31 protein-coding genes are annotated in these 14,432 nt (G+C 58.5%); 18 read left to right on the top strand and 13 right to left on the bottom strand.

The features are described 5' to 3' along the window. Positions 1–3 precede the first annotated feature (3 nt). From WS62_RS09975 to WS62_RS09925, 12 genes are all read right to left on the bottom strand, one after another. Positions 4–408 carry a hypothetical protein gene (locus WS62_RS09975; RefSeq protein WP_066570692.1) on the bottom strand — a complete coding sequence of 135 codons (405 nt, stop codon included), beginning with the start codon at positions 406–408 and terminating at the stop codon, positions 4–6. Further along, positions 405–1,724 carry a hypothetical protein gene (locus WS62_RS09970; protein ID WP_082720839.1) on the bottom strand — a complete coding sequence of 440 codons (1,320 nt, stop codon included), beginning with the start codon at positions 1,722–1,724 and terminating at the stop codon, positions 405–407. The genes WS62_RS09975 and WS62_RS09970 overlap by 4 nt, the downstream gene beginning before the upstream one ends. Then, positions 1,702–2,103, bottom strand: coding sequence for a hypothetical protein (locus WS62_RS09965; RefSeq protein ID WP_156440939.1), 402 nt, complete (start codon positions 2,101–2,103; stop codon positions 1,702–1,704). The genes WS62_RS09970 and WS62_RS09965 overlap by 23 nt, the downstream gene beginning before the upstream one ends. Before the next feature lie 2 nt (positions 2,104–2,105). Beyond that, entirely contained in the window at positions 2,106–2,399 is a 294-nt protein-coding gene (locus tag WS62_RS09960; RefSeq protein ID WP_156440938.1) for a hypothetical protein, read from the bottom strand. Between the two features lie 2 nt (positions 2,400–2,401). Continuing rightward, positions 2,402–2,584: a hypothetical protein gene (locus WS62_RS09955; protein ID WP_066570689.1), complete on the bottom strand. Its 183-nt coding sequence runs from the start codon at positions 2,582–2,584 to the stop codon at positions 2,402–2,404. A 25-nt stretch (positions 2,585–2,609) separates the two neighbouring features. Continuing rightward, positions 2,610–3,128, bottom strand: coding sequence for a helix-turn-helix domain-containing protein (locus tag WS62_RS09950; protein WP_066570688.1), 519 nt, complete (start codon positions 3,126–3,128; stop codon positions 2,610–2,612). Continuing rightward, positions 3,125–3,628: a hypothetical protein gene (locus WS62_RS09945; RefSeq protein WP_066570687.1), complete on the bottom strand. Its 504-nt coding sequence runs from the start codon at positions 3,626–3,628 to the stop codon at positions 3,125–3,127. The genes WS62_RS09950 and WS62_RS09945 overlap by 4 nt, the downstream gene beginning before the upstream one ends. A 40-nt stretch (positions 3,629–3,668) precedes the next feature. Next, a complete protein-coding gene (locus WS62_RS09940; protein WP_066570686.1) occupies positions 3,669–4,640 on the bottom strand; it encodes an AAA family ATPase in 972 nt (323 codons plus the stop codon). Beyond that, complete coding sequence (locus tag WS62_RS09935) at positions 4,640–5,149, bottom strand: histidine ammonia-lyase (RefSeq protein WP_066570685.1); 510 nt, start codon at positions 5,147–5,149, stop codon at positions 4,640–4,642. The genes WS62_RS09940 and WS62_RS09935 overlap by 1 nt, the downstream gene beginning before the upstream one ends. 4 nt (positions 5,150–5,153) lie before the next feature. Beyond that, positions 5,154–5,867 carry a YdaU family protein gene (locus WS62_RS09930; RefSeq protein ID WP_066570684.1) on the bottom strand — a complete coding sequence of 238 codons (714 nt, stop codon included), beginning with the start codon at positions 5,865–5,867 and terminating at the stop codon, positions 5,154–5,156. After that, positions 5,864–6,052 (bottom strand): hypothetical protein, encoded by a 189-nt coding sequence (locus WS62_RS36210; protein WP_156440937.1) that lies wholly within the window; start codon positions 6,050–6,052, stop codon positions 5,864–5,866. The genes WS62_RS09930 and WS62_RS36210 overlap by 4 nt, the downstream gene beginning before the upstream one ends. Positions 6,053–6,144: 92 nt before the next feature. After that, on the bottom strand, positions 6,145–6,537 hold the full coding sequence (locus WS62_RS09925; RefSeq protein WP_156440936.1) for a hypothetical protein: 393 nt from the start codon (positions 6,535–6,537) through the stop codon (positions 6,145–6,147). A gap of 118 nt (positions 6,538–6,655) precedes the next feature. Here WS62_RS09925 and WS62_RS36205 point away from each other — a divergent pair, with 118 nt between their 5' ends. From WS62_RS36205 to WS62_RS36200, 3 genes are all read left to right on the top strand, one after another. After that, complete coding sequence (locus WS62_RS36205; protein WP_156440935.1) at positions 6,656–6,970, top strand: hypothetical protein; 315 nt, start codon at positions 6,656–6,658, stop codon at positions 6,968–6,970. Positions 6,971–7,063: 93 nt separating this feature from the next. Continuing rightward, complete coding sequence (locus WS62_RS09920; protein WP_066570682.1) at positions 7,064–7,390, top strand: hypothetical protein; 327 nt, start codon at positions 7,064–7,066, stop codon at positions 7,388–7,390. 40 nt (positions 7,391–7,430) lie between these two features. Next, complete coding sequence (locus tag WS62_RS36200; protein ID WP_156440934.1) at positions 7,431–7,865, top strand: hypothetical protein; 435 nt, start codon at positions 7,431–7,433, stop codon at positions 7,863–7,865. A gap of 8 nt (positions 7,866–7,873) precedes the next feature. Here the strand turns inward: WS62_RS36200 and WS62_RS09915 are convergent, their stop codons facing one another. Next, positions 7,874–8,101, bottom strand: coding sequence for a helix-turn-helix domain-containing protein (locus tag WS62_RS09915; RefSeq protein WP_066570681.1), 228 nt, complete (start codon positions 8,099–8,101; stop codon positions 7,874–7,876). Between the two features lie 52 nt (positions 8,102–8,153). On the opposite strand from WS62_RS09915, the gene WS62_RS09910 reads away from it, so the two are divergent. The 15 genes from WS62_RS09910 (at position 8,154) to WS62_RS09865 (ending at position 14,322) form a co-directional block, all read left to right on the top strand. Beyond that, entirely contained in the window at positions 8,154–8,702 is a 549-nt protein-coding gene (locus WS62_RS09910) for a helix-turn-helix domain-containing protein (RefSeq protein ID WP_082720838.1), read from the top strand. Between the two features lie 440 nt (positions 8,703–9,142). Next, positions 9,143–9,343, top strand: a complete 201-nt coding sequence (locus WS62_RS09905) for a hypothetical protein (RefSeq protein ID WP_066570679.1) — start codon at positions 9,143–9,145, stop codon at positions 9,341–9,343. A gap of 13 nt (positions 9,344–9,356) precedes the next feature. Continuing rightward, a complete protein-coding gene (locus WS62_RS09900) occupies positions 9,357–9,635 on the top strand; it encodes a hypothetical protein (RefSeq protein WP_156440933.1) in 279 nt (92 codons plus the stop codon). Position 9,636: 1 nt separating this feature from the next. After that, on the top strand, positions 9,637–9,774 hold the full coding sequence (locus WS62_RS36195) for a hypothetical protein (RefSeq protein WP_156440932.1): 138 nt from the start codon (positions 9,637–9,639) through the stop codon (positions 9,772–9,774). Next, the gene (locus WS62_RS33165; RefSeq protein WP_082720837.1) at positions 9,771–9,911 is read left to right on the top strand and encodes a hypothetical protein; all 141 of its coding nucleotides are present in this window, start codon (positions 9,771–9,773) and stop codon (positions 9,909–9,911) included. The genes WS62_RS36195 and WS62_RS33165 overlap by 4 nt, the downstream gene beginning before the upstream one ends. A gap of 28 nt (positions 9,912–9,939) precedes the next feature. Next, a complete protein-coding gene (locus WS62_RS09895) occupies positions 9,940–10,422 on the top strand; it encodes a hypothetical protein (RefSeq protein WP_066570799.1) in 483 nt (160 codons plus the stop codon). A gap of 58 nt (positions 10,423–10,480) precedes the next feature. After that, positions 10,481–11,287, top strand: a complete 807-nt coding sequence (locus tag WS62_RS09890) for a pentapeptide repeat-containing protein (protein WP_066570676.1) — start codon at positions 10,481–10,483, stop codon at positions 11,285–11,287. Positions 11,288–11,316: 29 nt separating this feature from the next. Beyond that, positions 11,317–11,493: a hypothetical protein gene (locus tag WS62_RS36190; RefSeq protein WP_156440931.1), complete on the top strand. Its 177-nt coding sequence runs from the start codon at positions 11,317–11,319 to the stop codon at positions 11,491–11,493. Next, a complete protein-coding gene (locus tag WS62_RS09885) occupies positions 11,493–11,786 on the top strand; it encodes a hypothetical protein (RefSeq protein WP_066570674.1) in 294 nt (97 codons plus the stop codon). The genes WS62_RS36190 and WS62_RS09885 overlap by 1 nt, the downstream gene beginning before the upstream one ends. A 1-nt stretch (position 11,787) precedes the next feature. After that, complete coding sequence (locus WS62_RS09880) at positions 11,788–12,009, top strand: hypothetical protein (protein WP_066570672.1); 222 nt, start codon at positions 11,788–11,790, stop codon at positions 12,007–12,009. A 492-nt stretch (positions 12,010–12,501) separates the two neighbouring features. Beyond that, entirely contained in the window at positions 12,502–12,723 is a 222-nt protein-coding gene (locus WS62_RS09875; RefSeq protein ID WP_156440930.1) for a hypothetical protein, read from the top strand. Beyond that, positions 12,720–12,872, top strand: a complete 153-nt coding sequence (locus WS62_RS36185) for a hypothetical protein (RefSeq protein WP_156440929.1) — start codon at positions 12,720–12,722, stop codon at positions 12,870–12,872. The genes WS62_RS09875 and WS62_RS36185 overlap by 4 nt, the downstream gene beginning before the upstream one ends. Beyond that, positions 12,869–13,027 carry a hypothetical protein gene (locus tag WS62_RS37360; RefSeq protein ID WP_197422808.1) on the top strand — a complete coding sequence of 53 codons (159 nt, stop codon included), beginning with the start codon at positions 12,869–12,871 and terminating at the stop codon, positions 13,025–13,027. Before WS62_RS36185 ends, WS62_RS37360 begins: the two co-directional genes overlap by 4 nt. Further along, a complete protein-coding gene (locus tag WS62_RS09870; RefSeq protein ID WP_066570669.1) occupies positions 13,024–13,995 on the top strand; it encodes a YqaJ viral recombinase family nuclease in 972 nt (323 codons plus the stop codon). The genes WS62_RS37360 and WS62_RS09870 overlap by 4 nt, the downstream gene beginning before the upstream one ends. 54 nt (positions 13,996–14,049) lie before the next feature. Next, the gene (locus tag WS62_RS09865) at positions 14,050–14,322 is read left to right on the top strand and encodes a recombinase RecT (RefSeq protein ID WP_066570667.1); all 273 of its coding nucleotides are present in this window, start codon (positions 14,050–14,052) and stop codon (positions 14,320–14,322) included. Positions 14,323–14,432 lie beyond the last annotated feature (110 nt).

Raw genomic sequence — 14,432 nt, 5'->3', positions numbered from 1 at the left:
AGTTCAACTGGATTGCCGTTTCACCTTCTTCATCGATTGCTGGTACATGAGCATCAGGTCTTGGCTGATCCGTTGGATCGAATAAGCCTCGAATTCTGAGCTCGGCTGTTCCTCGCCCATACTTTCCCGGATGCGCTGAAAGACGTGAACAGCCTCGTGAACAAGAAGTGCCGCGATCGCGGTACCGGGACACTTTCTCAAACGCATCATGTCGATGCACACGATCGCGAGATCATCCCCTCCGCGCTTATGATCGAACCAGTGCATCGTCGCGGATTTTCCGGCGGTCACAAAATCACTTGGCGACTTGATCTTTAGTCGGCGCATTTCCCGCAGATAGTCGCGCTCGTCAATGCATAGACCCAAATCGCATCGACGGCGCAGCAGAATGTCTGGCGCGTATTTCATCGTCTCCCCTTATTCCAATGATTGACCGTTCGCGGTATCTCCACGGGCGGCGCTTCTTTCTTCGGCTCTTTCATCGCGACCGCCATGTATCCGAATGCATCGGCCGCATGCGAGGACCAGTCATGCACGGGATCCTTGCTAAATTGCTTGGTGTCCGGATCGACGTCGTAGTGATAGCTGCGCAGCGCTTGCAGGCCCTCTTCGCATCGTTCGCCATCGATCCACAGCAACGGAAAAAGCAGGCGAGCGGCCTGAATGCGCGTCTCGATCGATGTCTTCGGCACGATCCGCACTTTGAATCCGGCATCCTTCAATTGCTGCGCCACTGTCCGCTTCGAAGCAAGCAACTCGTGCTCGGCGTCATGCGGCAGCCAGCAATCGGCATAGACGTACCGCTTTCCTTGGAGGGCGTGCGCATACTCGCCGATGTGCTTGCCGGTTCCTTCCAGGTAATCGATGACGCGATACTCCATGTGCGCAAACTGAGCGAACCAGATCGCCGTCTTGTCGGCGCGGCCCAAGTCCCAAAACAGATGCACCGGCTTCGTCGGATCGTGCGGCACGCGCGTAATGCGATCAGCTGCTTCCCGAAGCTCTTTGGCGTAGACCGCGCCGAGAATGGGCGATTCGAACGAGCACAGGAATTCCTGCTCGAAGAGCGCGTTGCCCATCGTCTCGCCGAAGTCGGCAACGTATTCGGCGCGCAGCCGATCGAGTTGCTCGGCATCGTATTGGCCGGTCTGATTGGCCGTCAGGATTTGAGCGAAAGCCTGCTCGTCGCGCGAGGCATTCTGATAGGTCGTATATGCGTGGTTCTTGCCGCGCGGCGTGGTGATGAAGATTTGCCAACCACCGTTTTCAGCCAGGATCGGACGCAGATAGGCCTTCGCGGAAGGATTCGACAATGCCCACTCCGAATAGACGATGCCGACCGGAGGCGCGCCGACCATCGAGTTGTAATTGTCGGATCCCACCACCTGCCATGTCGAGCCGTTGACGAACTCGATGTACATCTCCTGATCGTTCTTGCGTGCGCGGATCGCGTCCGGAAACGCCTCGTCGATCCGCTTGCGGCCCGTGTGCGGGTTCACCGCGTTCCAGATCGCCTTGCGTGCCTGCGATGCCATCGGCAGCATGTGCCAGTACGTACCGACGCGCTCGAACGCCGACACGGCCGTTCTATGCAGCGCGATATCGTCCTTGCCGGCGCGACGACACCAGATCAATTCGGCATGCTTGCCACCCCGTTCGAGGTAGTCCCAAGCTGGCCGCTGATAGGCGCGAGGATGCCAATTATTCGGCAGGCGGATCTTCATCGACCTCCCCGAAGCGCACGATCTGGACCGTGAGCGGTTCGCCGCCGGGCCCACTGAGTTGCGTATCGCGCCTGTCGCGCCATCCCATCCGATTCTTCAGCCAGAAGATGAGCATGGTCGAATCGCCTTCCACGCATCGCTCGAAGGCGCGTCCGATCACCTTCGCGTCCGCATGCTTGTTGCCGATCGCAATCGCCTCGGCGAACTCCGGATGCGCCTTCTTCCAGTTCTTGATCGTACGGCCGGTCACGCCGAGCAGCGGCCCGATCTCTTCGATCGTCGCGCCGAGCAGCGCGTAGTTGCGCGCGAGCTCGGCGTATTCCGGCTTGTACGATGACGCGCGCGGCCGCAGGTTTTCCATTCCCTTGTGCGCTGCCATGCTCATGCCTCCTTCGGCAACTCGCGAGTTTTTTCGGCCAAGATGCGCCTCTCTTCGCTTTCGAAATGACTGCAAGCAAGTGGACGAAATCTGAGAAGTTGCTCAGTCGCCGTTCCTCTCTCATCGGAAGAAGTGAAGGTTGCCCAGAGGACCCGCTGTTGGCCGTCGATCATCGTGTCATAACGCGCATTGATGCGCGTGCCAAGCGGCACGAAATACGGATCGAGCATATGTGTCTCTACGATGTTTCCCAGCACCTCTACAACGCTTCCCATTGGAATTTCAGGTAGCTCCACGATCACTTGCTCCCCATCTTCCGCAAAGTCTTTGCCAACCTCGCGCGCTTACCTTCCTTGCCGCTCTTCTTCGCCGCGGCGTCGAGCTTTTTCTCGGGGATCTTCTCGCCCTTCTTGACGCCCAGTTCCTTGCGCAGCGCACCGGGATGCTTCACCGCGCCCTGAATCCACTTCTTCTCAGCCATTTCGTTCCCCTCGAAAGAGTTTCGTTCAAACGGTTTCGGGCTCATCGAGCATCTCGATCACACGCCCGCGGTGGTTCTTCGGCGCGGCGATGGCTCCTAGCGCGACGAGGAAGGGATTAGCCTGCGTACGCATCACGCGGCGCACCTTGAGAGGCTTGATGGCGTCTGTGCCGGGGCCGAGCGCCCATACCGCAGCTGGCCTGCGCGACGTAGGAATCCAGCGCGCCACATGCATTTCGCCGCGATACCGCGCCAGGTTGCGCACGACAACGCTCTTCATCATGCCGGTCGCAACGCACAGTTCGGGCGTCGACATCGGGCCGTGCTGCTCAAGCGCGAGACGGATGCGCGGCCATGCGAGATTGGTGCGCGTCTCGATGCCGATGTGACCCGCCGGACGGCGTAGCTTCCACCGACCCACCGCGCGCCGCACCGTGTCGTCACTTACGCCGGTAGCCGCAGCGATGTCGCGCAATGGCGCGCCGGCTTCGTACATGCGCGCGACAAGCGCTTTCTCGTGGGATCGCCAGAAATACGGGCTCATGTCATCGTCCTCAGTGCAAAGCGTGCAATCAGCAGCGCATCAGCCCGCCCATCGTGTCGCTCGAGGGGGCACAGCTCACGCCCGAACATCTCTCGCGCGATACGCAGCGACTGCTTCTTCGTCGACTCGACCCGCGTAGCGATGCCGTAGAACGCCTGCCATGCCTTCGGCGAGACATGGGTAATGGGAAGACCCGCGAGCTCGCATACCGTCCTCACCACGGCCTTCGTCGCGGCTAGCGATGCCTGAGATGCCATCGAGCCTACACGCGCTCCGCCGCCGATGAACGCGTTTAGGTCCTCCATCACGACGATTCCCTTCTCATCGGGCGGCACGAGCTTGCGCAGTTCATCGCGCAGCGCGAGCGGGTCGACCTCGTTGCGGATCTTGCCGCCGCGATGAGATGGACGGATCGGCATATCGATGACGTGCGCAAAGTCGCTGGCGGTGAGCGTGGCGATGGCGCCATGGATGCCTGGATCGATCCCCACGATGATCATTGCGCCTCCGGATTTTGGGCAGGAAACAATGGCTTGCCGATCATCGTTGCGTCCCCCATTGAGCAATCCATTGCCCCGATCGCAGATCGAGATAGCGTTGGGCACCGCTCCGATCATCGCGAAACTGCAAGCTCGCAGGATCGAACCAGAGGCGGATGTTTCCTTCCCACGTGTAATGTCGCTGCTTCGCGCAGATCAGCACCGTGTCTGCCGAACTCTCGACGGCGGCGCGCTTTTCGTCCGACAGATCGGTTTTCCGCAGATCGGCTTCCTTGCGTTTGTTGCGATGGACGATCAGCACGTTGTCGACGAGATCGGTGATCTCGCCTGCGCCTTTAAGGTCGAACTTGTCTGGAATGTCCGATTCCCTCTCGCCCTTGCGTGCGTGATGCACGAGATGGATGTGCAGATCGGTGTCGCGTGCAAGCGAGCAAAGCGCGTCGACGAATGCCTTCTGCCCAGCGTAGTCGTCCGGCGCTATGCCGCACTTGAGCAGGCTGTCGATGACCATATGCGAAACGTTCAGCTCACGGCGGCAATAGCGCGATACCGCAAGCATCCGATTCCGCGGCACAGTGCCGACGTGGTTGTAGATCCAAAGCCGATCGTTCGTCCAACGGCCGAACGCTTGCAGATAATCGGACCCAGGACGTTCGGTGCATGCGGCCTGCCTCGTCAATCGCTCCATCGTGGCCCGCGGTCGCATCTCCATCGAAGCGATACAGACGCGTTCGGCCGCCGTCAGCGCATGAAGCATCGCGTAGCCGAGCACGGCCGATTTTCCATGACCGTTCACGCCGCCCCATAGCGTCACCTCGCCCGGACGAAATGCGATGTCATTGCCCACGCTCGGCCATGGCGTCGCGACACCCGTCTGTTGCTCTTCTTCGCCGTACAGGTGATCGACGAGCTCATCGATGAACTCGTGGGCAGGGCGCACATCTGAGCGTCCGTCATCCTCGTCGGAAGCGTATGCATCCCAATCGATCGAATCAGGAATGGTTCGGGCCATCAGGCCACCTCCGCGACGTTTGCATGGCTTTCATCGGCGAGCTGCAAGACGAGCTCGCACGCTCGGTCATAGGGATTCGGAAGATCGCGGCCGAGCGCATTGAGCAGGCGGTTTGCGATGACGCGCGAGGCATGCCAATGCGCTTGGTCGAGCGGCAGCGGCAACCAGTCGAAGAGTGCGAAATCTTGGCCCGGCACGACGCGCATTTGCCCGCAGTCGATGCTAGGACCTTCGCGGAAAGTCAGTGCGAGCGTGTTGGGAATTGCCGCTGCGATATCCGCAAGCGTGTGGACCAGATCGCTCCATGCGACGTTTCTCGAAGCAAAGACCTCGACGTCGAGCGCACGGATCGGACGCCAGTCGTAACGCTCGCCGGCGGTTGCGCGAAGCGTGGTGTTCGACCACGGAAGCGGGCCGGCCAAGGTCACGAGCACCGGGAGCGCCGGCACGTTGCCGCCCTTGCGCATGGCGACGAGTTCGGCAGAGTTGCCGGGGAATCGGAGGTCCATGGCGTCACCCGAAAATTTCGTCAGGGCTGCGGTGGCCGTTCATGCCGTTCAAACGCGGTGCACGGTCCTGAGCCTTCGCAAGCCAGTTCGTCAGGAACCGGGCGTAGTTCGACTTTCGATTCGCAGGGTTGGCGATGATCCATGCTGCCGCCTTCGCAAGCTCACCGTCGATGTTCACGGCCGGGTAAGCCCTGCCCCACTGCCTCAGGAGGCCTTCTGGGATGCCAATCCATCCGTCGGCGCCGAGCGAGATTTTTTCGCTCGGGGCAGAAGAAGTTAAAGCTGTTGTCTGGAGTCTGGAGTCTGGAGTCTGGCTAGGGTTTTGTGTGGGTTCCACAAATAAACCATCTGGGTTATCTATGGGTTCTTCATGGGTTTCATCTGGGTTGCCAGATTTCTTCGGTCTACCGCCCAGCTTCCCAACAGCGCGATTGCGCTCAGCCTTAGCCTGAGCGGCTTCCAGCTCTGAGTCACAGCGCAAATTGTGGTAGCCGTCCTCGCGCAATTCGAAGAATTCTTCCAGCACCGTCAAAACAGCCTTTTTCTCTTCTTTACTGCGTGCCCCGATCAACTTTTGAATTTTTTCGACTGAAACTGGCAAAGGGCGCTCTTCCGCATAGTATTTCCTGATCAGTCGCGAATATGCCGCGTCCTCGACAAACGACAGATGTCGAGTCGCCTGGTCGTAATCACCGATGTGGTGCTTATAGAAGTTCACCGAAGCCCCTTTTGCTTCTCCATTCGTTCCACCTGAGCTTGCGAGCGCTGCACAATAAGCTCACGCATCTGCTGCCACAGAATGGCCCGGACGTATTTAGACTCGGCTGCAACCATCGATTCGCCGAGTTCATGGATGCGTAACTCGCGTTCAGCATCGGTGAGAGGATTCGGGAGTTCTGTCATAAAAACCTCCTTTCACCGAGCAGAAGAAACGCAGAGCCGACGAAATCGGCATTCAATTCTTCCCAGCGAGCTTTGTGCAATTTCATGGTCTTTCATGGTTTCGCTGTATCGCCCGATCCTGTCCGCCGGTCTTCCCACGTTAGCTGTTCGACGTTCTCGAGCTGATTGAGATGGTCGCGCGCGAGCTCCATCAAGATCGCGACTTTGCGCGGAGGAAAGCACTGCATTTCCGCCGGTACTAGCTTCAGCCCGGCTGCGGCCAGCACCTGGCATGCGCGTTCGAGATCGTCCGAAACGAAGCGCGAGATCGTCGGCGGTGAAACGCCGATTTCAGTGGCGATCGTGTTTTGCCCGATCGCCGAAATTCGCTGCATTGCGATCGACATGAACTTGCGTGCGCGTTCGGCAATCGTCGGCGAGACTGTGCTCATGGCGGGCTTCCCGCACGATGTGCGGTGACGCGCAAGCACAGAGGTGCGCAGCAACAGCCGCAAATGGAAGTGATGCCCGCGCAAATGCGGCGGGCACCCGGAAAGAAGGAGTCTCCAGTCATGCCAGAATTGCGTACCCCTACGTCAATGACTTTCATGAAAGGAGAGTCCCATGAGCAGAAAAAATCCAGCGCCTATGCCCGAAAAGGGCGACGCAGAAGTGATCGCAACGCTGCAACGGCAGTTCGTGGCCATGCAAATGCGCCTCTCCGTGCAGAGTGCAGCGCTTCATGCGATTGCACGGACGCATCCGGAACCGGATGCAGCTCTAAAAGACTTTCGTGGGTATGTCGAAAGAGTTCTTGCAATGCCGGACTCAAATCCGGCCGCTCACCATGGCACTGCGGCTGCATCGGCAGAAGCGAATTCGGTGATCGAGGCGTTGCGAGCGAACCCGAATTTCCGGGGGAGCCGGCTCGGCGGCTAGATGCACCGCTGCGAATACTGGGCTTGCATGCGCGCCGAATCGGGAAGAATCTTCGTGGCATCACTTCACCCTTCGTTGACAAAGGAGAAATTCATGAAAACGTTTTTCATCCTCATCGGATTGGGAGTCTTCGTGGCCTTTTCGCTTGGGTGGGATCGACGCCTGATGGAATGGCGAGCTAACCGGAAAGATCTGAAGTTGTTCAACTGCATCGTGGAACAGCAGGCGCGGATCGACCTGTGCATGACTGCGATACGACTATTGCTGAAAACGCATCCGCAGCAAGGCGATGTCGCGGTGCTCCTGCGTGCGGCCACCACGCACCTGAGCGAGGCGTCTGCGCGCGAAACTCCAAACACGCATGAGGTGTACGAACGCACGATTCGCAACGCTCTGAAAGCGCTGGTGGGTGGCAAATAGGCAGCCTTCATGGCGTCCTACGCTTAGGAAAGGAAAGAAAATGAAAGCACTCGCATCCTTGTTTGCAGTTGCCTTTGCGGCAGCGCTCTCCCCTCTGGCATCCGGCGCATCTGCGCCAACCGACGACGAGATCAAGGCCCTCGCGGAAGAAGCCGTGCCAATTCATATGTATTGGCTCCCAGCGAATGCGCTTCGCACGGAAGAATTCCTGAACGTACGCGTGTACCGTTCCCCTGTAGAAGAAGGGGAAGTTTTCGTTGTATGTGGCACTGCAACGAATGCTTACTTCCCCGTCGACTCGCGATTCATCGTGCAGGAAATGGTTGGCGTTGCAGGTCTGGGGAGAGGACTCACCGTCATGAATGCGTGGGTTGAAGATCCAACGGGAAAGCCAGTTATCACTTTCGCCGGTCCTGTCAGGAACTGGAATGCCTGCGAGACGCTGAAAGCAGTACGCGGAGGTACGCTGCATTGAAAGTTGGCTCATGCGACCACCTCTCCGGGCGTTTCGGAATTATCAGCAACGCCTTCGGCTAAGCACGTCTCCGCATACAGACGTTCGAGCTGCTGTTGAGTGCTGAGCAGCACGTTCTTGCGGCGCCCGATCTCGATATGGCTGATCGCACCTTGAGACAAGCCGCACTTCTCCGCGATCGCCGTTTGCGACAAGCCATGCTTGCGCAAGGCGATGATGAGTTGCTTTGCATCCATGGCTGTGCGTCCGGAAGATTGACACCACACAGTCTAATACAAACGTAGTTGAATGCAAAGCCCAAAATCTACCCAAGTATTTGGATCTATCGGCAAAATCCACTACATGAGTAATATTGACATCGGACCGATCATCAAGAAGGCCCGGCTGGACAAGGAGTGGACGCAGCAAGAGCTAGCGAAACGCTCGGGGGTCAGCCAGGGGACCGTTGGTCATCTTGAAAGCGGACGCAACCGCAGCACGACGAAATTGCTCGAGATCGTGCGCGCCCTTGGGCTCAATCCTCTCGAGCTTGGCCTGACGTCGGCGGCCGAGGGCATTCCCGCAGAAACGGATCTTGGCACCAACGCCGCGCCCGTCGCTGTTTCTCAGCCCTCTTCACTTCCGGACGCCGTCCAACGCCGCGCTTCGAAATTGGAGAAATCTTTCGCCGCGCTTTCACGCGACATGCGTGAGCTCGTCGAAATCCTCATAGCGATTGATCAAATTGGGGGCGCAGACAGAGAGATGACCATCGCCGGCATTCGCTACATTCTCCAAGCGCGTAGGGATTTTCCCTCACATGCAGGCCAAGACAGCACAAAAACCAAGCAGACGTAAGAGCGCTGCAAGTTCTAAACATGTACATTGATGCCTCGTATTCGTATGCTCTGCGGGGAGCGCATTAACGATTCGGGGGCCGGATGACAGCAGCAACAAGCAGGAAAAAAATCAGGCTTTTGGTCAGTAATATCGACCAAAGCGAAGATCAAAACCCATGCGATACCTGTGCCGCGCAGCGCCAGCTCGAGCACGTGAAACTTTGCCTAAAGGCCGCCCTCATTGCGGCCGAACCGCGACGAAAACGCCCTCGCGGAAAATCATAAGAACCTGACACCATTAATCCATGTCGACCGAAGAGCCCTGTTCGAGCAGAGCTCTCGCGGCATGGATTTTTTTGCCTTCGATAAATACATTCGTATTGACTTCCTAAGAATACGTTTGTATTATCAAGTCACGGTCACACCACCTCAGACCACAGATTGAACCGCGAGGCCGCAATGGAAAAGGAACGCAGTTGGACGACCCACAAGGAACTCGAATTCATCGAGTACCTGGCCGCCAAGAGAGACGCCGTAGCCCTGCTGTCGGGCTACCTGACCGGCATGCGCGGGCGCACCGACTTCGGCGACATGGACCCGAACCAGGTGCTGCGCTATGCGCGCGACAGGCTGGCCGCACGCCGGCGCCGCACAGCGTGATTGGACGTCGATCATGAATGCCCTGCTGGACCCGACCGAATCGCTTGAGCTGGCGATTCTGCGCGGCCTTCTTCCCCATCAGCTCGCGGATGAGATCGATGAGCTGTCTCCTGACGAGTGGCGCGACCTCAAGGAACTGTTCGCGCGTCCCGAATCGGCCGAGCAAGCGACCGAGGTCGAGCGGATCGTACGTCGCCTGTTCGAAGCTGCGGTTGCCAGAGAGCGCGACGCATTCTTCGCGGCGCACGCGGATCGTGCCAACCGAAAGGTGCGCTTCTTTGACGAGGTGTGAGATGGATATGACGAGTTTCCTTCTCGGGTTCGTGGCTGGCGGCGTGACGGTGATGGGCTTTATGGCTGCCGTAGCGGCGCACGTCATCGGAGCCAGCGAGGAACAGGCTTTCGACAACCAGAACAGGAGCGAATCATGAGCCTCGCCGCCCAAGACCTGCTCGAACTGATTCGCCTTGCCAAGGGCGGAGCGGGCGCGCTTACCGAACATCTGCTGCGCGAAGTGGCGCTCAATTTAATAGCGGTTGGCGTCGCTGATGAGCGCGGCGGCGGTTGACCAATCCCTCCCGCTACAGGAGAACGACGTGGACCAATCATGGAAGAACGAGCCGAGCGAAGAAGTATTCGAGGCTCACGGAATGAAATGCGAGATCTGCCGCGTTTCGTGGAGCGGACATCTTTGCGGATACGTCGGCGTGCCGGAATCGCATCCATGGTTCGGCAAGGATTACAACGCCGATGTACCGGCAACGCGGGCCCAACTGGATCGCGAAGTGGACATCGACAAGATCGGGACGATCAACCTACTTTGCGCAAACGCACCGACCGAGGAAGCGGCGAGCATCGTCCTGCTCATCGATGTCCACGGCGGCCTGACCTACTCGGCTCCCGGCGTCGAGGCATTGGATGGTCTATGGGTATTTGGGTTCGACTGCGCTCACGCCGGCGATCTCTGTCCGGTCTCAGCCGAAAAGTACGGCGACAGCGGCTACGAAACGTATCGAGATTTCTCGTATGTGAAACGCGAGATCGAATCGTTGGCGTTTCAACTGTCCAAGATCGCCTGACTAACGTAGCCCACCACGACGCTGAACCACAACCCAAAACCCAAAACCGAGAACCACTATGAACATCAAAATCCTGAACCGCTGGACGCTGAAAGTCATTTTCGAATGCGAAGCCGATTCGATGAAAGCGGCTGTCGAATTGGCCTATACGCAAAACGTCGACCTGCGCGGCGCGAACCTGAGCGACGCGAACCTGCGCGGCGCGAACCTGATCGGCTCGGACCTGAGCGGCGCGAACCTGAGCGGCGCGAACCTGATCGGCTCGGACCTGATCGGCTCGGACCTGAGCGGCGCGAACCTGATCGGCTCGGACCTGATCGGCTCGGACCTGAGCGGCTCGGACCTGAGCGACGCGAACCTGATCGGCTCGGACCTGCGCGGCGCGAACCTGAGCGACGCGAACCTGATCGGCTCGGACCTGCGCGGCGCGAACCTGAGCGACGCGAACCTGCGCGGCGCGAACCTGAGCGACGCGAACCTGCGCGACGCGAACCTGAGCGACGCGAACCTGCGCGACGCGAACCTGCGCGGCTCGGACCTGAGCGGCATTCCGAAAATTCCCAATATCCACCAAGCAGTCCACGGCGCTGCATCGCAGCCGGGAGCGCTCAACATGGGTAACTGGCACAGCTCGTGCGGCACATCGCACTGTCGCGCCGGGTGGGTCGTGACACTGGCAGGAGAAGGCGGAAAGGCCCTCGAATGGGCGATGGGAACGGCGACGGCAGCCACCCTCATTTACCTCGCAAGTGATCCCGAGCGCTGGAAGATCGAGCGCTTGCCGGACTTCTATTGCGGCAACGATGAAGCCATCGAAGACATGAAGCGCATGGCCGAGGAGGAATTCAAGGCACAAATCGCCTGAGCGAGCCGATACGCCGATAAGGAACCACCATGCAACACGATCTTCTTTCCAGTCTGAAAGACGCCTACGACGAAGCGCGCAGCCATGCGAACCGTCACGGCATGGACATTGCGGTACAGGCGATCAGCTACGCGATGTCGGGCGAACGTGAGCTTGCTGCGAATCTTGCCGAGCGCGAAGGGTTGATTGCGCGAGGGGGTTTGTGATGGCGCTGACCACTGAGAAGCGCGAGGCGTTGAGGTATGCGCGCGAGATGATTGAAAGCGGTCAAGAAATGTATATCTGCTTCGCGCTATACAGCGTCAAACGCAAACACCCGAGACTTGCAGGTGCATGCCAGGTGCTTAGAGATTACATCGAGATCCAACTTGGCCATTGCGGACCTTTAGAGTCTTGGCAAAGAAAGAATGGTTTCGGGGAGCGCTGCGGATACCAGTCTCTGTTCGATCGCCTCGCGTGGATTGACTGGATGCTCGATGAGCCGAAGGAGGAATGCTGAGATGAAATTTAATATCTATCCGGTCCACGGCGACAAATATTCCGAGGTCCTAATCGAAATCGACAATGTGAAAGTCGAACTCGGTTGGTTGAATCCGCGGGATCGGAACAAATTGGCGGAGACGCTTCGGAAAGCCGCCGATGAACTGTGTCCCGACGACGTTCCGTATGAAGTGTTGCGGGAATCGTGGGAAATGGAACGGGATCGCGAGAATGCGCGATGAGTGAAATCAACGATGGTGGACCGGCGTGCTCTCGATGCGGCGATCCCGCTGTGCGGAAGCAGGGTCATCAACATCTGTGCGCCAAACATTATCGGTTTGGCCAGATGCGAGTTCGAGCAAAAAGGGACGGGAAACCGGTGCCGGCGCATGCCGAACTGCACAACATGCGCGGAGTTGATTTGAAATGCCCGGATTGCGGTGTTCCGATGAATTGGTTAGCTGCGGATGGTCAATCAACAGTCGCCAGCCTACAGCATTACCGCGACGGGTCGATGGCTATTGTCTGTCGGTCATGCAACACCCGACATGCATTCATGCCGGAAGACAGTTTTAGAAGTATGCCTGCGGGCCACAAATATTGCCCGAGGTGCGAAAAAGCGAAGCCGTTTGAACAATTCTCGGCAGATAACGGGCGGAGTGGCCCTTTGAAACTAAAGAGCTGGTGCAAGCAATGCTCTGGCGCATCTCATGCTGAATGGCAAAGGAATAATCGTGAACACTACAACGCAAAGCAACGAAAAAGACGCGCCGCACGTCGCATTGCCGGTTGATCTCCGCGACTGGTTCGCCGGGAAAGCGATGAACGCTGCGATGAACGCTGCGATGATGACTTTTAAGCCCTCATCTATCGCTATCTACGCATCGATGTCGAAAGTGATCGCGGAAGTCGCCTATATCGTTGCCGACGCCATGCTAAAGGCCAGGGACCAATGATGCGCACCGCAAACGACAACGATCTGCTGCTCGCCGCCTGCGAGCGCGCGCACCGTGCGCTGACGATCGGCGCGGCATTCGGCCTGTTCACATGCATCGGCGCGCTTTGGTACGTGGTCGTCGGCCTCCGTGCTGGAGGTGCGCTGTGAAGTCCTTCGCGCGCAAGGTCGGCGAGCTCTTTGCCCTGTGGATCGTCATCGCCACGATCCTTTTCATCATCGTATGGCTCGTCGTGCCGCAGATGCTCGGTACGCTGGATGAAGTCCTTACGAACCCAGTCCCAACCTCATCGAGGCCTGCATGAACGCACCGGAAATGAATCGCCTTGGCTTCATCGGCGGCAGCGACGTTGCCGCCATTCTTGGCGTAAGCCCGTGGAAAACGCCACATGAACTGTGGCTTCAGAAGACGGGCCGCGCGCCGCGCGAAGAGATCACGCCTGAGCAACAAAAGCGCTTCGACCGTGGTCACCGCCTGGAGCCGGTCGTGCTGCAGATGCTCATCGATCGCCTCGAGGATGAAGGGATCGAAGTCGAGCTCGTGCGCACGAACGAGCGCTACACAGATGCCGAGCATTCTTTTCTGGCGTGCGAGATCGACTTCGAACTGCGTGTGACTGGTGAAATCGAAATCGCTGGTGAAGTGGTCCAGTTTTCAGGCGAGCACATCAACGGCGACTGCAAGACGGTGCACCCGTTCGCTGCGAAGAAGTGGGGCGAAGAAGGAACCGACGAAGTGCCGATCGATTACGCCGCGCAGTTCATGCACGGCCTCGGCATTACCGGCCGCGACTTCTGCATCGTGGCAACCCTCATCGGCATGGACGACCTGCTCATCTATTGGGTGAAGCGCGACCAAGAAACCATCGACGGCATTCGCAGCCGCGTCGTGGAATTCTGGAACGAATGCGTGCTCGCCGACGTGGCGCCCGACCCGATCGACTTCGACGACTGCAAGGCGATCTACGCGAAGAGCAACGGCGGCTCAATCGAAGCAAATACCGAGATCCGCGACGCAGTATTCAACCTGATCGGCGTGAAAGCCAAGATCAAGATCCTAGAAGCGTCCGAAGAGGAACTGAGCTATCGCATCACGGCGTATATGCAGCCTAACGCGGTTCTCACGGCCGGTGGCAACACGATCGCCACGTGGAAGAACCAGAACGACACACGCATCGACCAGAAGCTGCTGAAGGATGACGCACCAGATGTCTACGCGAAGTATTCGCGCACTAAGGAAATCCGCGTGTTGCGTCTTTCGAAGATCAAGTAACCCAACGCCACGCCAGACGCAATCCACTTACACCCTATCCGGAGTCCATACGACATGAGCACCGCCCAACTGAAGCAAGTCGCAACCGGCAAGAAAGATAATCCGGTTGCTTCGTTCAGCAGCTTCCTCGACAAGTTCAAGCCGCAGATGGCGCTCGCGCTGCCGAAGCATCTGACGGCGGATCGCATGGCGCGCCTCGCCGTAACCGCGTTCAGTTCGACGCCGAAGCTTCAGGAGTGCGAGCCGAAGACGATCGTCGCCGGGATCATGACGGCCGCGACGCTCGGCCTCGAGATCGGCGTCGACGGCCTGTTGATGGCGGCGTAAAACCGCGCTTAAACGGCGGCGCAATGCTGAGTAATTTTCTCAAGTACGCAGGGGCCCTCGGGCCCCTTTGACGTGTTGCGACGGCGGTACCGTTCAGAACGGCGGGTCGG

The sequence above is a fragment of the Burkholderia sp. ABCPW 14 genome (assembly GCF_001523835.1).
GTDB lineage: Bacteria > Pseudomonadota > Gammaproteobacteria > Burkholderiales > Burkholderiaceae > Burkholderia > Burkholderia mayonis.
Note: the sequence above shows the minus strand (reverse complement) of the source record. Positions and strands in the feature narration are given on the sequence as shown.

Coding starts and splice junctions, on each gene's coding strand:
- WS62_RS09975 (WP_066570692.1), bottom strand. CDS start 408: ATGAAATACGCGCCAGACATTCTGCTGCGCCGTCGATGCGATTTGGGT.
- WS62_RS09970 (WP_082720839.1), bottom strand. CDS start 1,724: ATGAAGATCCGCCTGCCGAATAATTGGCATCCTCGCGCCTATCAGCGG.
- WS62_RS09965 (WP_156440939.1), bottom strand. CDS start 2,103: ATGGCAGCGCACAAGGGAATGGAAAACCTGCGGCCGCGCGCGTCATCG.
- WS62_RS09955 (WP_066570689.1), bottom strand. CDS start 2,584: ATGGCTGAGAAGAAGTGGATTCAGGGCGCGGTGAAGCATCCCGGTGCG.
- WS62_RS09950 (WP_066570688.1), bottom strand. CDS start 3,128: ATGAGCCCGTATTTCTGGCGATCCCACGAGAAAGCGCTTGTCGCGCGC.
- WS62_RS09945 (WP_066570687.1), bottom strand. CDS start 3,628: ATGATCATCGTGGGGATCGATCCAGGCATCCATGGCGCCATCGCCACG.
- WS62_RS09940 (WP_066570686.1), bottom strand. CDS start 4,640: ATGGCCCGAACCATTCCTGATTCGATCGATTGGGATGCATACGCTTCC.
- WS62_RS09935 (WP_066570685.1), bottom strand. CDS start 5,149: ATGGACCTCCGATTCCCCGGCAACTCTGCCGAACTCGTCGCCATGCGC.
- WS62_RS36210 (WP_156440937.1), bottom strand. CDS start 6,052: ATGACAGAACTCCCGAATCCTCTCACCGATGCTGAACGCGAGTTACGC.
- WS62_RS36205 (WP_156440935.1), top strand. CDS start 6,656: ATGAGCAGAAAAAATCCAGCGCCTATGCCCGAAAAGGGCGACGCAGAA.
- WS62_RS09920 (WP_066570682.1), top strand. CDS start 7,064: ATGAAAACGTTTTTCATCCTCATCGGATTGGGAGTCTTCGTGGCCTTT.
- WS62_RS36200 (WP_156440934.1), top strand. CDS start 7,431: ATGAAAGCACTCGCATCCTTGTTTGCAGTTGCCTTTGCGGCAGCGCTC.
- WS62_RS09915 (WP_066570681.1), bottom strand. CDS start 8,101: ATGGATGCAAAGCAACTCATCATCGCCTTGCGCAAGCATGGCTTGTCG.
- WS62_RS09910 (WP_082720838.1), top strand. CDS start 8,154: ATGCAAAGCCCAAAATCTACCCAAGTATTTGGATCTATCGGCAAAATC.
- WS62_RS09905 (WP_066570679.1), top strand. CDS start 9,143: ATGGAAAAGGAACGCAGTTGGACGACCCACAAGGAACTCGAATTCATC.
- WS62_RS09900 (WP_156440933.1), top strand. CDS start 9,357: ATGAATGCCCTGCTGGACCCGACCGAATCGCTTGAGCTGGCGATTCTG.
- WS62_RS36195 (WP_156440932.1), top strand. CDS start 9,637: ATGGATATGACGAGTTTCCTTCTCGGGTTCGTGGCTGGCGGCGTGACG.
- WS62_RS33165 (WP_082720837.1), top strand. CDS start 9,771: ATGAGCCTCGCCGCCCAAGACCTGCTCGAACTGATTCGCCTTGCCAAG.
- WS62_RS09890 (WP_066570676.1), top strand. CDS start 10,481: ATGAACATCAAAATCCTGAACCGCTGGACGCTGAAAGTCATTTTCGAA.
- WS62_RS36190 (WP_156440931.1), top strand. CDS start 11,317: ATGCAACACGATCTTCTTTCCAGTCTGAAAGACGCCTACGACGAAGCG.
- WS62_RS09885 (WP_066570674.1), top strand. CDS start 11,493: ATGGCGCTGACCACTGAGAAGCGCGAGGCGTTGAGGTATGCGCGCGAG.
- WS62_RS09880 (WP_066570672.1), top strand. CDS start 11,788: ATGAAATTTAATATCTATCCGGTCCACGGCGACAAATATTCCGAGGTC.
- WS62_RS36185 (WP_156440929.1), top strand. CDS start 12,720: ATGATGCGCACCGCAAACGACAACGATCTGCTGCTCGCCGCCTGCGAG.
- WS62_RS09870 (WP_066570669.1), top strand. CDS start 13,024: ATGAACGCACCGGAAATGAATCGCCTTGGCTTCATCGGCGGCAGCGAC.
- WS62_RS09865 (WP_066570667.1), top strand. CDS start 14,050: ATGAGCACCGCCCAACTGAAGCAAGTCGCAACCGGCAAGAAAGATAAT.